Origin of the sequence: Tateyamaria sp. Alg231-49 (assembly GCF_900143535.1) — a bacterium.
Lineage (GTDB): Bacteria > Pseudomonadota > Alphaproteobacteria > Rhodobacterales > Rhodobacteraceae > Tateyamaria.
The window spans coordinates 113,199-127,641 of the sequence record NZ_FRFA01000005.1; the positions used below are offsets into that span (position 1 = coordinate 113,199).

14 protein-coding genes are annotated in these 14,443 nt (G+C 59.3%); 7 read left to right on the forward strand and 7 right to left on the reverse strand.

Annotated elements, in window-relative coordinates; translation table 11 throughout:
- Positions 1 to 554: 554 nt before the first annotated feature.
- The 3 genes from DHN60_RS09535 (at position 555) to DHN60_RS09545 (ending at position 2,170) form a co-directional block, all read left to right on the forward strand.
- The gene (locus DHN60_RS09535; RefSeq protein WP_234423589.1) at positions 555 to 965 is read left to right on the forward strand and encodes a PaaI family thioesterase; all 411 of its coding nucleotides are present in this window, start codon (positions 555 to 557) and stop codon (positions 963 to 965) included.
- A gap of 62 nt (positions 966 to 1,027) precedes the next feature.
- Positions 1,028 to 1,708: a hypothetical protein gene (locus DHN60_RS09540; protein ID WP_108837283.1), complete on the forward strand. Its 681-nt coding sequence runs from the start codon at positions 1,028 to 1,030 to the stop codon at positions 1,706 to 1,708.
- A 27-nt stretch (positions 1,709 to 1,735) separates the two neighbouring features.
- Positions 1,736 to 2,170 carry a DMT family transporter gene (locus DHN60_RS09545; protein WP_108837066.1) on the forward strand — a complete coding sequence of 145 codons (435 nt, stop codon included), beginning with the start codon at positions 1,736 to 1,738 and terminating at the stop codon, positions 2,168 to 2,170.
- A gap of 19 nt (positions 2,171 to 2,189) precedes the next feature.
- On the opposite strand, the gene DHN60_RS09550 is transcribed toward DHN60_RS09545, so the two are convergent.
- The 6 genes from DHN60_RS09550 to proS form a co-directional block, all read right to left on the reverse strand.
- Entirely contained in the window at positions 2,190 to 3,173 is a 984-nt protein-coding gene (locus tag DHN60_RS09550) for an Ldh family oxidoreductase (RefSeq protein ID WP_108837067.1), read from the reverse strand.
- Between the two features lie 86 nt (positions 3,174 to 3,259).
- Positions 3,260 to 3,937 carry an ABC transporter ATP-binding protein gene (locus tag DHN60_RS09555; RefSeq protein ID WP_108837068.1) on the reverse strand — a complete coding sequence of 226 codons (678 nt, stop codon included), beginning with the start codon at positions 3,935 to 3,937 and terminating at the stop codon, positions 3,260 to 3,262.
- Positions 3,930 to 5,210, reverse strand: coding sequence for a lipoprotein-releasing ABC transporter permease subunit (locus DHN60_RS09560; RefSeq protein ID WP_108837284.1), 1,281 nt, complete (start codon positions 5,208 to 5,210; stop codon positions 3,930 to 3,932). Before DHN60_RS09560 ends, DHN60_RS09555 begins: the two co-directional genes overlap by 8 nt.
- 218 nt (positions 5,211 to 5,428) lie before the next feature.
- Complete coding sequence (locus tag DHN60_RS09565) at positions 5,429 to 5,929, reverse strand: DUF2937 family protein (protein WP_108837069.1); 501 nt, start codon at positions 5,927 to 5,929, stop codon at positions 5,429 to 5,431.
- Positions 5,926 to 6,888 (reverse strand): serine hydrolase, encoded by a 963-nt coding sequence (locus tag DHN60_RS09570; protein WP_108837070.1) that lies wholly within the window; start codon positions 6,886 to 6,888, stop codon positions 5,926 to 5,928. The genes DHN60_RS09565 and DHN60_RS09570 overlap by 4 nt, the downstream gene beginning before the upstream one ends.
- A 27-nt stretch (positions 6,889 to 6,915) precedes the next feature.
- Positions 6,916 to 8,253 carry a proline--tRNA ligase gene (gene proS, locus DHN60_RS09575; RefSeq protein WP_108837285.1) on the reverse strand — a complete coding sequence of 446 codons (1,338 nt, stop codon included), beginning with the start codon at positions 8,251 to 8,253 and terminating at the stop codon, positions 6,916 to 6,918.
- A 229-nt stretch (positions 8,254 to 8,482) separates the two neighbouring features.
- On the opposite strand from proS, the gene DHN60_RS09580 reads away from it, so the two are divergent.
- The 4 genes from DHN60_RS09580 to DHN60_RS09595 all read left to right on the forward strand — a co-directional run bounded on the left by DHN60_RS09580 (position 8,483) and on the right by DHN60_RS09595 (position 14,085).
- On the forward strand, positions 8,483 to 9,556 hold the full coding sequence (locus DHN60_RS09580) for an AI-2E family transporter (protein ID WP_108837286.1): 1,074 nt from the start codon (positions 8,483 to 8,485) through the stop codon (positions 9,554 to 9,556).
- Between the two features lie 2 nt (positions 9,557 to 9,558).
- Positions 9,559 to 10,242 carry a DnaA/Hda family protein gene (locus DHN60_RS09585; protein WP_108837071.1) on the forward strand — a complete coding sequence of 228 codons (684 nt, stop codon included), beginning with the start codon at positions 9,559 to 9,561 and terminating at the stop codon, positions 10,240 to 10,242.
- A gap of 40 nt (positions 10,243 to 10,282) precedes the next feature.
- On the forward strand, positions 10,283 to 12,451 hold the full coding sequence (locus tag DHN60_RS09590) for an RNA degradosome polyphosphate kinase (RefSeq protein ID WP_108837072.1): 2,169 nt from the start codon (positions 10,283 to 10,285) through the stop codon (positions 12,449 to 12,451).
- An 86-nt stretch (positions 12,452 to 12,537) separates the two neighbouring features.
- Entirely contained in the window at positions 12,538 to 14,085 is a 1,548-nt protein-coding gene (locus tag DHN60_RS09595) for a Ppx/GppA family phosphatase (protein WP_108837073.1), read from the forward strand.
- Here DHN60_RS09595 and DHN60_RS09600 read toward each other — a convergent pair.
- Positions 14,082 to 14,435 (reverse strand): hypothetical protein, encoded by a 354-nt coding sequence (locus tag DHN60_RS09600; RefSeq protein ID WP_108837074.1) that lies wholly within the window; start codon positions 14,433 to 14,435, stop codon positions 14,082 to 14,084. The two genes, DHN60_RS09595 and DHN60_RS09600, sit on opposite strands and share 4 nt — an antisense overlap.
- Positions 14,436 to 14,443: the final 8 nt, after the last annotated feature.

Genomic DNA, 14,443 nt, shown 5'->3' on the forward strand with positions numbered 1-14,443 from the left:
CATATTGCTAACCTAAGCGGGTCACCAACCCTTGGAATTGGTACCCAATCGAAACAAATACAGTGATGCAGGACATATTTCGCTTCACCCGACCGCGGGTAGAAGGCCGTCTTGCAAAGGCTCCAGTTGAGCTGTTGAGGCCGCAGAGGGCGATAGCTCCGGGGTGACGCAGTCGCCCATGGGGGCGGTCGTGCTCTCTCGCGGGTTTCAGCAAGAACACGCTGTCGGGTGTCGCGCCCGCAAGCGGACGCTCAGGCGGCGAAAACGAGGGGCGTTTCCGCTGACCTTGTCTCGCACTGCTGCGCAGTATGCTGCTGGGCGACGCGCCCACCATACGCACGCATGAAAAAGGCGAGAGCTTTCGCCCTCGCCTTCATACTCGTTACAAACCGACAGGCACTTACTCGCCCGCGGCCTGATACTTTTTCGCCCATAAAGGTGTACAGCAGTTTACCAGAACTAGGCATCTTCAAGGCATTTTAGAGACCGGATTTTTGCTAAGCGGGATATTGCCCAATCTTGCATCCTTTCCGCCTATGCCGCAGGTTAAAGGAATGATTACAGCCCCCGATGCCCAACGTTTCCTGGAAGAAAACTTTGCCCCGTGGGTCCTTGCGCTGTCGCCCTCTGTCACACAATGCGACCACACTGGGCTGACTGTTGACATACCAATAACAGATGAGATCGCACGCATTGGTGGTATTGTGTCAGGCCAGGTTTTGGCGACCCTCGCAGATACGGCCATGGTGCTGGCTGCGGGCGCGAATCGAGGGCAGATGATTCCCGTGGCGACGGTCACGCTCGACACACAGTTTCTGCGCCCCGGCTCCGGCGACACGGTCCGCGCAGAGGCACAGGTTTTGCGCGCGGGCCGGTCGATGATCTTTGCACGCTGCACCCTGACCGCCCTGCCCGTGAACAAACCAATTGCCCATGCCACAGCCACTTTCGCCGTGCCGGGATAAGAGGTGCGGTGTTCACGCAGTTGCAACTTGATCCCAAATCCGATCTGGCCCCTATTGGGCGCATGTTCATGCGCACCCTTTTGATCCTTGCCCTGCTGACGGGCTGTGGTCGGCCCCTGACAGAGGCCGAGATCGCCTTTTCCGCGACGATCCATGGCGATGCACTGGACACCAAGCGTGTGCGCCTTGTGGACAGCGCCCCAACCCGCGCTGTCACCTTCCGGCGCAAGGCGCGGCCACGCACAACGTGCCGCGAGTTGATCCTGCCCCCGGCGACCGAAGGGATTGTCACGGCCAAACCTGCGGCTGTGGCCCTTTGGCAGCATGTGCTTTTCGACAAGGATTGGTATCTGGAGGACTACGTCCCTGACTACCCGGACGAGATCAACCTGATCGCTGCCATGCTGCTTGCCCATGAGCTGACCCATGTCTGGCAATGGCAGAACCGGGATGTGACGGGCTATTCCCCGCTCAGGGCCGCGCGCGAACATCAAACAAGCGACGATCCCTACCTGTTTGATGTTGGGGTGGAACGAAAGTTTTCCGAATTCGGTTTCGAGCAGCAGGGGGCCATCGTGGAAGAGTTCGTATGCTGCCGCGCCCTTGCCCCCCAAGCCCCGCGCACGCATCGGCTCCATGCACTCATATCCAAGTCCATGCCCGTGGCCGCCCTGCCCCAATCGCGCCAACACAATGTGCGCCTGCCGTGGGACGGTGTTGAACTTAACGGGATCTGCGGCTGAAACATGACGGATAAGGGAAGATCACCCATGGCCCAATACGCCCTCATCATGCTGTTGGCCGGGATCGGCATTCCCATTCTGGCCGCACTGAATGCAGCCCTGGGCACCCGACTGGGCAACCCGGCAGCAGCGGCCACGGTATTGTTCACCGTGGCGTTGGTGACGGCGGCAGTGGTCTTTGCGTTCACAGGGGGGCATGGATTGGCCAAGGTGGCGGAGGCCCCAAAGCATCTGTTTCTGGCCGGTGCGCTGATCGCGTTCTACGTGCTGTCCATAACGTTCATCGCCCCGCACTTTGGCATCGGAAATGCCGTGTTCTTTGTGCTGATTGGACAGTTAATCAGTGCAGCCGCCATTGACCACTTTGGTCTGTTCGGTGCGCAGGCTGCCGCCCTTAGTCCGGCGCGGATGGGCGGGATTGCATTGATGGCGGCGGGGGTGTGGCTGACGCAGCAGGCGTAAGGCGCAGGTGTTCTGCGCTCTAGCTGACCTCGGCCAGCGCCTGAGCTTGTTCCCACGCCGCTGGGTCTACGTCGACCGGATCCGCGATCACGCGATGTTGTCCTGGCATGCGCCCCCCTTCGTCGGTCGCAATCAGTTCACTCAGTTCTACGACGCGGTCCGCAAAGTCGGGTGAGGTACTGGGATCGATCAGGAGGTAAAACTGGCCAAGATCATGCGGTGGTCCCTCTGGCGCCTTGAGCGGTTTGACGTCACGACTGAGAACGCCGCCTGTCATGCCTGCCGTCAAAAGTTCGGCCATCAGGCCAAAGCCCCATCCTTTGTACCCGCCCATGGACAAAAGTGAGCCTTTAATCGCGGCCTCCGGATCCGTTGTCGGGTTACCGTCTGCGTCAAGCGCCCAGCCAAGGGGGATCGCCTCGCCCGCGGCCTTGGCCATTGTGATCTTGCCCAAAGCCACAGTGGTTGTGGATTGATCAAACTGCATGGCCAGCCCGCCTGACCCATCAGGCACAGAAAACGCAATGGGATTGGTCCCGATCATCCGCGTCTTGCCCCCCGGCGGAGCAACGATGGGCGAGGCATTGGTCATTCCGATCCCGATCAATCCGGCCGCCGCGATTTGTTCGGTGAAATAACCCAGCGACGTGCAGGTATGCGCATGGCCCACGGCCAGCGTGGCGACGCCAAACTGGCGGGCCGCGTCCAACGCCGGAGCAAGCCCATAGGCAAATGCCGGTTGCGCAAAGCCCATAAGCGCATCGACCTGAATGGCCGCCGGACGCGCGGCCGTTACCACCGGCACCACATCCCCCTGTACACGGCCCGTTTTCAACTGCGCGCAGTAGCTTTCAAGGTAATACAGCCCGCATATCCGGTTGTGCGTCGCTTCGGCCCGTGCCACGGCCCGCGCCACCTCGGCGGCGGCAAAGGTGCCCGCGCCATGGGCGACCAGTGCGGCCTGAACTTTGCGTTCGATGTCGGCAAGAGTAACGGAAGTCATTGTATTCGTCCTTCACGGCGAGGGCCGTGCCACACATTCTGATCAAAGAGCTTGGCAAGCGTCAAGCGTAACGGATACGAGACAGTTTACACCAACCGCCCAGAATCCAGCTGCAATGTGCGGTCCATCCGGGCTGCCAGTTCAAGGTTGTGAGTGGCAATCAGCGCCGACAACCCTGTGTCACGTACCAATCCCATCAGCGCATCAAACACCTGATCTGACGTAGCCGGATCCAGGTTTCCGGTTGGCTCATCCGCCAATAGCAGTCGCGGCGCATTGGCCAGAGCACGGCAAAAGGCAACGCGCTGTTGTTCGCCGCCAGAAAGTTCGGCCGGACGGTGATCTGCACGGGCCCCTACCCCAACTTTGTCGAGAAGCATCATAGCACGCTCGGACGCGGCGCTTTTCGACGTCCCGTTACTCAACTGCGGCAACACGATGTTTTCCAAGGCTGAAAACTCGGGCAACAGGTGGTGGAACTGGTAGATGAACCCCACATCCGCCCGGCGCGCCAAAGTCCGGCGCCGATCTGATTGCCCGCTCAGGTTCTGCCCACCCAATTCGACCGTTCCGGCGTCAGGCGTGTCCAGCAAACCCGCAATGTGCAGCAATGTCGACTTTCCTGCACCGGAGGGCGCAACAAGTGCGACAACCTCACCTTTGCCCACACTCAGGTCTACGCCGCGAAGCACCGCAACCTCAGACGGTTTGCCCGCATTGTAGGTCTTGGCGATATCCTTCAGTTCCAGCACCACATCACTCATAACGCAGCGCCTCGACCGGGTTCATGCGAGCCGCACGACGTGCCGGAAAAATGGTGACAATGAAGGACAGCCCGAGAGACAGGCTAACCGCACTCAGTACGTCAGACAGGTTTAACTGGGCTGGCAGCGCATAGATACCGCGAATGGATGGATCCCATACGCCCCCGCCCATAAGGTAGTTCACCAGCGAAAACAGCGGATCGATATAAAGAGCAAAGAGGCAGCCAAGTACTACGCCCATGGCCGTCCCGATCATGCCCGTGAAGGCGCCGCAAATGAAAAAGACGCGCAGGATTGACCCTTCGGTCAGCCCCATGGTGCGCAGTATACCAATGTCGCGCCCCTTGTTTTTGACCAACATAATCAGGCCCGAGACGATGTTCATCGCCGCGATCAGAACGAGGATCGACAGAATGATGAACATCACGTTGTCCTCAACCTCGAGCGCGCGCAAAAAACTGCCCGAGGCGTCGCGCCACGTCCACAACTGGCTGCGGTCGCCTGCAGTTTCTCTCAAAGCCACAGCATAGCTGTCGACGGCCTCCGGGTTCTCGACCATCACCTCGATCTCGTCCACGACCCCTTCGCGGTTAAAGAACGATTGTGCCTCGGCCAGAGGCAGATAGACACGCACCCGGTCGATGTCGTAGCGCCCGGCAGAGAATATGTACGTGACTTCATATGCGTTGATGCGTGGCGAAGTGCCGAAAGCGGTTTTCACCCCATTGGGTGAAATCAGCTTGATCCGATCCCCCACCTGCGCGCCCAGTTCCTGCGCCACGCCCGAGCCGATGGCCACACCTTGTTCAAAGCGCGCGATGTCACCCCGGGCTGTTTCGGGGTCCGCAATGCGCGGCAAACTGCCAAGATTTTCCGCCGATATCCCAAAGACTTGGACGCCCGCATTGCTTTGGCGCAAGTTGGCCATAACCTGCCCACGCACAATCGGCGCAGCACGGGTCACACCCGGCACGGCGCGCAATGCCTCTGCCCGTGCATCGTAATCGGCGATGGTGCGGTCAATGGTTCCCGCCGGAGTGACCTCACCAATCTGGTATACCGTCACGTGGGCGTTGGCACCAAGGATCGTATCTACAAACTCCGCACGAAAACCCGAGCGAACCGACAGCGTCGCGATCAGCGCAAAGACCGCCAGCGTGATCCCGATCAGGCTGATCCATGTCATCGTACTGACGCCACCGGTGGCGCGACGCGCGCGCAAGTAACGCCATGCGATCATCCACTCGAAAGGGGCAAAAGGGGGTGTGGCCACGGTTTCGGGCTCCTGCTCTGTTTGCAAGCAGACTTGGGCGAGACGCAGGCGGAGGTCAAGCGGTTGCAGTCAGAGGCTTGGGTTGGACACGCGCCACGCTAGGGCGTGCGGGCACTACGCGCCGCCGTGGCCATCGATAATACGGTCCGGCTTCGTGGGCGCACGAAATACATCTGTTCTTGGAAAATCACCTACCCAAACAGGGTTTCGCCGCCCGATCAGACCGCCGTTCCGGCGCGGCGGCGAAGCGGCCACATCAACAGTTTGAGCGCCGCCCAGATGGTGAGCAACCCCGCAATAAATCCTGACCCCGCAAACGTCAGCCCCGCCATGCCAAGAGGGACCGCTGGTTCAAACGTCTCCATCGCCGCGCGCGCAACGTCTCGGTCGCTCATGCTGGTCGCGTGATAGGCGCGCATAAACGGCCCTGCCCCTTCCAGCTTTGTCAGATCGGCTAGCAAGCTCTCGTAACGCTCAAACGTGCGCGTCATATCCTGCCGCCTCGCATCCAGAAATGCGCTGCCTTGCAGTTCGGCCAGTGCCGCGTCCCGCGTCAGGCCAGCATCCGCCGCCGAGGCGTCAAAGTCGGCAACCACTTCGCCCAACGCATCCACTGCTCCGCCCAGACGCTGGGTGTACTGTTGGGCGAATTCCGGGAATTGAGACGCGGACGCGCCGCCCAAGACACCACCTGCCAAAACCAGAACCCGGGCAATCATTCCACCGCCCCATAAGCCGCGCGGCCAATTTGTGTATCTAACGCCAGCATGGTGTCGAAATCCACACAGGCGTCATAGCCCATGATGGCAGTCAATTTTCCACCGAATGTGACAGCGTAAGAACCAACGCTCATGCGTCCGGGAAAACAGAGCGCACCGAAATGCCAAAAATTGAAAGTACCATCGCCGGTGTGGTTGGGGCGAAACACAGTGCCAAGCCCATAGTAGGGTCCGTTTTCGAACAATTGCACATGTGGATAGTCAAATGGATTGCGACCCGTTGCGGTGCCTTGCCCATACCAATGTGCATGCAACCGCGCATAATCCAAAGGCGACATGGTCCAACCGCCCCAACTGAGGAACCCGCCAGCCCGCGGTGATGGCATGCCTGTCACGCCTACAGGATGCAACACAAGGCGTTTGCAGGTATCTTCATAACTGTCCGGAACGCTGGCCTCGATCACCAATCCCAACAAGGCGTAGTTGACGTTGTTATAGACGTACTGCCCCGACACTCCAGTTGGTGCCGACATCGCCTCAAGCACGTCAAAGCCGCGTTGTCCGTCCGTGTCCAGCCACTCCGGCATCAGCTTCTGTGTGACATCCTCGGTGAGGCCGCTGGTGTGGGTCACAAGGGATGCAACGCTGACATCCGGGCCGCGGCCCAGCACATCGCGAACTGAAACTGACATGTCCAGATCACCCGAATCCCGAAGCGCTGCTGCGCAAAGCGCGGTGATGGATTTGCTGACGCTTGCCAATTCAATGGGTGCGGTGGCATCCCCAATCGCGTAGGTGTCGGCACCTTCGAACGCCAGCGCACCTGTTCCGGTCGTCTGATTGCGCTCCAGCCACTCCGCATAGGCCGCGCGCATTGCCTCCACCCGGTCAGCGTCCTGAGATGCCGCTGCCAAAGGCAGCAGCGTCAAAATCAGCACGGATAAAACAAGCGCTTTCATCACATACAACTTAGCACAAGGCGGCGATCAATGTGCCGCGTAAATCTCCGCTACGCGCTTGACCGCCTCTTCGGGCGGCAACTCTTCGCTCACCCCTGTACGGCGCGAGGTCAGTTCGACCACGCCGTTCTTGAGACCCCGTGGCCCGACGGTGATCCGCCAAGGCAGGCCAATCAGGTCCATGGTGGCAAACTTGCCCCCAGCGCGCTCGTTGCGATCATCGTAGAGCGGCTCAAGGCCCAGCAGACCGAGGCTGGCATATAGAGCCTCACAAGCCGCGTCCGCCTCTGCATCGCCCTGTTTAAGGTTCACGATGCCGCAGTGATAGGGTGTGACGCCTTCTGGCCAGATGATGCCGTTGTCATCATGGCTGGCTTCGATGATGGCGCCCATCAGGCGGCTGACACCGATACCGTGGCTGCCCATATGCACTGGTACCTGCTTGCCATCCGGGCCCTGCACAACCGCGTTCAAAGCATCCGAATACTTGGTGCCAAAGTAGAAAATCTGGCCCACCTCGATCCCGCGCGCCACGCGGCGGCGTTCCTCGGGGATGGCGTTGAACAGCGCCTCGTCGTGGGTTTCGTCGGTGCGCGCATAAAGGTTCGTGAACTCTTCCATCACGCCCGCGCACTGGGCCACATCATCATAGTCGATGTGACGATCGCCAAAGGTGAGGTCGGTGACGGCACTGTCATAGAACACTTCAGACTCCCCAGTTTCGGCAAGCACCAGAAACTCATGGGTGTCATCTCCGCCAATGGGTCCGGAATCTGCGCGCATCGGAATGGCCTGCAAGCCCATCCGCTCGTAGGTGCGCAGGTAGCTGACCAGATGGCGGTTATAGGCGTGCAGCGCGTCTTCTTTGGTCAGGTCAAAGTTGTAGCCATCCTTCATCAGAAATTCGCGGCCCCGCATCACGCCAAAGCGCGGGCGGATCTCGTCGCGGAATTTCCACTGGATCTGATACATGGTCAGCGGCAAATCCTTGTAGCTGCCCACATGGGCGCGGAAGATATCGGTGATCAACTCTTCGGCGGTGGGAGTGAACAGCATGTCACGCCCGCCGCGATCCTTGATGCGCAGCATCTCGTCGCCGTAGGCATCATAACGCCCGCTTTCACGCCACAGATCAGCCGATTGAATGGTGGGCATCAGCATGGCCATGTGACCAGCGCGCGCCTGTTCTTCGTGGACGATGTTTTCCAGCTTGCGCAAAACCTTAAAGCCGAGGGGCAGCCAGGAATAAATCCCCGCACTGGCTTGCTTGATCATGCCAGCCCGCAGCATCAGGCGGTGGCTCACGATCTGCGCCTCGCTGGGGTTTTCCTTTAGTACGGGCAAAAAATAACGGCTCAAACGCACGATCAGCACTCCATCAGATATTTGGACCTGATTAGGCGAAAGGGTGAAAGGCCGCAATCACACTTGAACGGCAGTCCGGGAAAAAGGCGGATGCGTGCCTTGACCGCGCGGGCCAATTACAGCCGTGAAGCCGCGCATAGGCAAAGACGCACTATGCTTGCGACCACATCTTCCCTTGAAAGCGGGGGTAAAAACCGCAATGTGGACCCAAGGTCAAACGGGAGACAACATGGCCCTGCCGGTGCGCGATCAGTTAAAATATTGGGGGATCGCCGCGGCGATCTTTTTCTTGCTGCTTTACGCGCTGGGTGATCAGTTGCTGCCTTTCTTTCTTGGGGCCGCTATCGCCTATTTCCTTGATCCGGTCGCAGACTGGCTTGAGGCGCACGGTTGCAGCCGCGCCCTCGCCACAGGGATCATCACCGTCAGCGCGATCATCGTCTTTGTCATCCTTATCCTCTTGGTGATCCCCAACCTTGTCCAGCAGTCCGTGCAACTGTTCAACGCCGCACCCCAAATCGCCGAAGACGCCACAACCTTCCTCAACGAACGCTTTCCCAGCCTGCTGGATGAAAGTTCGGCCGTACATCAAACGCTTTCGAGCATCGGCCAAACCATCTCTGAACGGGGCGGTGACCTGCTCAACTCTGCGCTGATCTCAGCCGCAAGCCTCATCAACATCATAGTGCTCTTCGTCATCGTGCCTGTTGTGGCGGTTTACATGCTGCTGGATTGGGACCGTATGATTGCACGCATCGACGCTCTTCTGCCCCTCGATCATGCGCCCGTCATCCGCCGCCTCGCTCACGAAGTTGACACGACCCTGGCCGGGTTTATCCGGGGCATGGGCACAGTTTGCTTGATCCTTGGAACATATTACGCTGTCGCGCTGATGGTGGTGGGCCTTCAATTCGGGCTTGTCGTTGGTTTCGTGGCGGGTCTTTTGACCTTCATTCCTTACGTGGGCGCACTTGTGGGCGGCGCTCTGGCCATCGGTTTGGCGCTGTTCCAGTTCTGGGGGGAATGGGGCATGATCGCTGCGGTGGCCATCATTTTCATGATTGGTCAGGTTGCAGAAGGAAACGTGCTGACACCAAAACTGGTCGGTGAAAGCGTCGGACTGCATCCAGTGTGGCTGATACTCGCCCTGACGGTGTTTGGCGCCCTATTTGGTTTTGTCGGCATGCTTGTCGCGGTGCCAATGGCCGCCGCCATTGGGGTGTTTGTGCGGTTCCTCGCAGACCAGTACAAAGACAGTCGCCTCTACAAAGGGTTAGAGGCTGACATCGAGACCGAAGACTGATCATGGCCACGCAACTTGGACTGGACCTGCCTGCACGCGCAGCGCTTGGGCGTGACGATTTCCTTGTGGCGCCCTCTAACGCGCTGGCAATGACGATGATCGACGATTGGCAGAACTGGCCATTGCGCAAAATGGTGCTGAGTGGTCCCGAAGGTTCAGGAAAAACCCACCTCACCCATGTTTGGGCCGCCGCCAGCGGCGCACGGATCATAGCGGCACGTGATCTGACCATTGACCTCCTCGACATTCCCCCAACAGGGCCAATCGCGGTCGAAGACGTCCCCCTTATCTCTAAAGACATAGACATCCAGACAACCCTGTTTCACCTTCACAACCAATTGGCCGAGGCAGGACAGCATTTGCTGATGACGGGCACCCAAGCGCCGTCCCTTTGGGCCATGTCACTGCCTGATCTGCAAAGTCGGATTGACGCGGCTGGGCACGCGGCCCTCGATCCCGCAGATGACAACCTGCTGGCGGCAGTGTTGGGCAAACTGTTCAATGACCGTCAACTGACGCCACGGGCGGATGTGATCCCCTATCTGGTCACCCATATGGAGCGGTCATTCGAGGCCGCGCGGCGCATCGTCGCCACCCTCGATGCAACAAGTCTGGCCCGCAAAAAACCAGTGACACGCGCCCTTGCCGCAGAGCTGCTGGACATTGACACAGGCGATAGGGGATAAACGTCACTTAACCGTCACATGTGATCGCCATACCCGCCCCATGACCAATGCCGACTTTCTTGCCTCGCCCTTTCCCGAACCTGTCGACCTGCCCGATCTGGACACAAACGGTCCGGGCCGGTTTTTCAATCGTGAACTCAGCTGGCTGAGCTTTAACTGGCGCGTGCTGGAAGAGGCGGAGAACCCGCGCGTTCCGCTCTTGGAACGGCTGCGGTTCCTGTCGATCTCGGCCGGCAACCTTGATGAATTCTACACCGTGCGTGTCGCAGGCTTGCGCGAACTGGCCATCGCCGGCAACACAACGCCCGCCGCAGATGGCCTGTCGCCCGCCGAACAGCTGGTGCTGATCAACGAAAACGCGCGTGCACTGCTGACCGAACAACAACGGGTCCTCAAGGACCTGCACGAAGAGATGGACGCGGCTGGCATCAATGTCCTGACACCAGAAGAGTTGACCGAAGAAGACATCGCCCACCTTGAGGACGTATTCCTTGCCGAAGTCTTTGCCGTCCTCTCTCCTCTGGCCATTGATCCTGCACATCCGTTCCCCTTCATCCCCAACACCGGCTATGCGCTGGCCCTGCAGATGGAGCGCAAGTCCGACAAACGCAAACTTCAGGCCCTGCTGCCGATCCCGGCGCAGATCGACCGCTTCATCGCCCTGCCCGGCCCCGGCCAACGGTTCCTGCCGCTTGAAGAATTGCTGATCCTGCACATCCCGAACTTGTTCCCAGGCTATAAACTCAAAGCACATTTCGAATTCCGCGTGCTGCGCGACAGCGATCTGGAAGTCGAAGAAGAGGCCGAAGACCTCGTCCGCGAGTTTGAAGTTGCCCTGAAACGCCGTCGTCGTGGGGAAGTGGTGCGAATGACCCACTCCGCAGGCGCGCCAGATGCGCTGATGGCTGTCATCAAGGAAGAACTTGGGGTCACGGATTCCGAAGTGGTTGAGGTCGATGGTATGCTTGGTCTGGCGGACCTCAGCGCGCTGGTGCTGGATGATCGTCCGGATTTGCTATGGCCCTCGTTCACCCCACGTGTCCCCGAGCGGGTCAGTGACTTTGACGGCGACATGCTGTCGGCCATCCGCCAAAAAGACATGCTGTTGCATCACCCCTACGAAACATTCGACATGGTGGTGCGTTTCCTTCAACAAGCGGCGCGGGACCCGGACGTCGTGGCGATCAAGCAGACGCTCTATCGGACTTCAAAAAACTCACCCATCGTCGAAGCCCTGTGTGAAGCGGCAGAAGACGGCAAATCCGTCACCGCTCTTGTCGAACTCAAAGCCCGCTTTGATGAGGCCGCCAATATCCGCCAGTCGCGCCGCCTCGAACGGGCGGGCGCGCATGTGGTCTACGGCTTTATTGATCTCAAGACACATGCAAAAATCAGCACCGTGGTGCGCCGCGAAGGCAAAAAGCTGGTGACCTACACCCATTTTGGCACCGGCAACTATCACCCCGGCACGGCCCGTATCTACACCGACGTGTCGCTGTTCACCTGCGATCCGAAACTGGGGCGTGATGCGACCAAAGTCTTCAACTACCTGTCCGGATACGCCCCACCCGAAGCGCTCGACAACCTCGCCATTTCGCCAACCACCCTGAAACCTAAACTGCTAGAAATGATCCAAGCCGAAGCTGATTACGCCGCCAAAGGTAAATCGGCTGTGATCTGGGCCAAGATGAACTCGCTCATCGATTCCGAAGTCATCGATGCGCTCTATGCAGCAGGACAGGCCGGCGTGAAGATCAGCCTTGTCGTGCGGGGTATCTGCGGGTTGCGGCCGGGGATCAAAGGGTTCTCCGATAACATTCGGGTTAAATCCATCGTGGGCCGGTTCCTCGAACACTCGCGTATTGTCTGCTTTGGCAACGGGCACGGGTTGCCGTCCAAGAAAGCCCGCGTTTTTATATCTTCAGCGGACTGGATGGGCCGGAACCTGAACCGGAGAGTCGAAACACTGGTCGAGATTGAAAACGCTACCGTAAAGGCGCAGATCGTGAGCCAGGTCATGGCCGCAAACCTCGCCGATGTGGCACAAAGCTGGGTCATGGCACCCGATGGCAGCTTTATACGTCCAGACGTGCCCGAAGGAACGTTCGCCTTCAACTGCCACCGCTTTTTCATGGAAAACCCCTCGCTCTCCGGGCGTGGATCGGCGGGGGCCTCAGACGTGCCCAAACTGACCCACACCGAGGACTGAGCGCACGCGCCCGGATCGTCGAGCGCATTGACCAAGGCGTCTCACTGGTTCATCACTGATCACAAGATCGGCACCACGGGGGCTCCATGAACGTTTTGGTCGAACCGCATCATGACGGGGGTCTTTTCGGGCGTCCCCTGTTTGAAGACCCATCAGCGCGCGCTTTGTCCCGTGTCGGGGTTGTGGATGTGGGATCAAACTCGGTCCGGTTTGTGGTCTTTGACGGGGCCGCGCGCAGCCCGGCCTATTTCTACAATGAAAAGATCATGTGCGCCCTCGGAGCCGGCATGTCCGGCACCGGACGCCTGAACCCGGAAGGCCGCGTGCGTGCCCTTGCCGCGTTGCACCGGTTCAACCGTCTGGCTCAGGGCATGGGGCTGTCCGATCTGACCGTCGTGGCCACTGCGGCCGTGCGCGACGCAAGCGACGGCCCGGCCTTTTGCGCGGATGTGGAACGCGAAACTGGCCTTTACGTGCGCGTCATAGACGGGCGGGAAGAGGCCCGGCTGTCCGCTCAGGGTGTTCTGCTTGGCTGGCCGGGCTCTTACGGTCTGGTCTGCGACATTGGCGGATCGTCCATGGAACTGGCGGAAATATCGGGGGGCATCGTGGGGCGCCGCGAAACTTCTGACCTCGGCCCTCTCAAACTGCAAACCGTGAAGGGCGGCAAAAAGGGGCGCGCCGCACATATCAAAGCAACCATGGAACGTCTCAAGGACGCGATGGGCGCACAGCGTGATCGGCTGTTTCTGGTTGGCGGCTCATGGCGCGCAATCTGCAAAGTGGACATGCACCGGCGTGGCTACCCGTTGCAGGTGCTGCACGAATATCGCATGACCCCCAAGGCCGTCCGTCAAACCGCCAAATTCATCGCCAAACACCCCGATCCGGAACAATTGCGCAATGCCTGCGGCATTTCAGCGGCGCGTATGGCGCTGGCACCACTGGCAGCCGAGGTGTTGGTACGGCTGATAAAAACGTTCAAGCCCAAAGACATCGCCATTTCCAGCTACGGCATTCGTGAGGGGATGCTTTACGAGCAGATGCCCCAAAAATTGCGTGACCGTGATCCTCTGATCGAGGCGTGCTATTTCGCCGAATCCAAGGACGCGCGCATGCCGGGTTTTGGCAAACGGCTCTATGAGTTCTTGGAACCGCTGTTTAAATCCGCCCCATTCGAGCGCAAACGCCTGATCAAGGCAGCCTGCCTTCTGCACGATGTGAGTTGGCGCGCGCATCCCGATTACCGCGCAGAAGTGTGTTTCGACAACGCCACCCGCGCAAACCTCGGCGGGCTGAAACACTCCGAACGGATTTTTCTGGGCCTCGCGCTGCTCCACCGGTACACCAACCAGCGCGAAGGCACCCATTTCGAATACCTCTATGACCTTGTGGACGACAAAACGCTTATCGACGCCGAAGTGCTGGGCAAAGCCATGCGGTTTGGCGCGATGATGTGGACGGACAAAGACGCCAATCTCGGAGAATTCCGCTGGTACCCCAAGAAAAAGAAGCTTGAACTGCGCCTGTCAAAAGACGCGATGCCGCTCTTTGGAGAGGTGGCCGAAGCCCGGCTGAACTCGCTGGCTGCCTCGCTTCGCGCAGACGTGACCGTCAAGCAGCGTAAACGCTAAAGCTCAATCTGGCCCTCTTCATCGGGCTTTGGCGTGTCCGTTGGCGGTTTCCGCCGGATGATGATGTCGCCGTTGTCGAGGATTTCGGGCGGTTCATAAACGCTCCAGTCCTCAACCTGTTCCAGCAAATCGCGCAGTGCAGGCCCCATCTGGGCGGTAAAGTCGCGCAAAGCAGGGCCATACTCGTCCGCCAACTCTTGGAAATCCTCAAGTGCGGGCTCCATCTGCTGCATCAAGCCTTCCATCAGCATCTGCGCGCCCCGTTCCATCAGAGACAGCCCATCGCCCTCATCTTGGGCCATGGCCGGGGTGCTACATGTCAGGCACGCAATCATGATCAGACGTTTCATAGCCATAA

Bases quoted from the DNA above. Each gene is read 5' to 3' on its own strand.
- DHN60_RS09535 (WP_234423589.1), top strand. From the start codon at position 555: ATGATTACAGCCCCCGATGCCCAACGTTTCCTGGAAGAAAACTTTGCC.
- DHN60_RS09540 (WP_108837283.1), top strand. From the start codon at position 1,028: ATGTTCATGCGCACCCTTTTGATCCTTGCCCTGCTGACGGGCTGTGGT.
- DHN60_RS09545 (WP_108837066.1), top strand. From the start codon at position 1,736: ATGGCCCAATACGCCCTCATCATGCTGTTGGCCGGGATCGGCATTCCC.
- DHN60_RS09550 (WP_108837067.1), bottom strand. From the start codon at position 3,173: ATGACTTCCGTTACTCTTGCCGACATCGAACGCAAAGTTCAGGCCGCA.
- DHN60_RS09555 (WP_108837068.1), bottom strand. From the start codon at position 3,937: ATGAGTGATGTGGTGCTGGAACTGAAGGATATCGCCAAGACCTACAAT.
- DHN60_RS09565 (WP_108837069.1), bottom strand. From the start codon at position 5,929: ATGATTGCCCGGGTTCTGGTTTTGGCAGGTGGTGTCTTGGGCGGCGCG.
- DHN60_RS09570 (WP_108837070.1), bottom strand. From the start codon at position 6,888: ATGAAAGCGCTTGTTTTATCCGTGCTGATTTTGACGCTGCTGCCTTTG.
- DHN60_RS09580 (WP_108837286.1), top strand. From the start codon at position 8,483: ATGGCCCTGCCGGTGCGCGATCAGTTAAAATATTGGGGGATCGCCGCG.
- DHN60_RS09585 (WP_108837071.1), top strand. From the start codon at position 9,559: ATGGCCACGCAACTTGGACTGGACCTGCCTGCACGCGCAGCGCTTGGG.
- DHN60_RS09590 (WP_108837072.1), top strand. From the start codon at position 10,283: ATGACCAATGCCGACTTTCTTGCCTCGCCCTTTCCCGAACCTGTCGAC.
- DHN60_RS09595 (WP_108837073.1), top strand. From the start codon at position 12,538: ATGAACGTTTTGGTCGAACCGCATCATGACGGGGGTCTTTTCGGGCGT.
- DHN60_RS09600 (WP_108837074.1), bottom strand. From the start codon at position 14,435: ATGAAACGTCTGATCATGATTGCGTGCCTGACATGTAGCACCCCGGCC.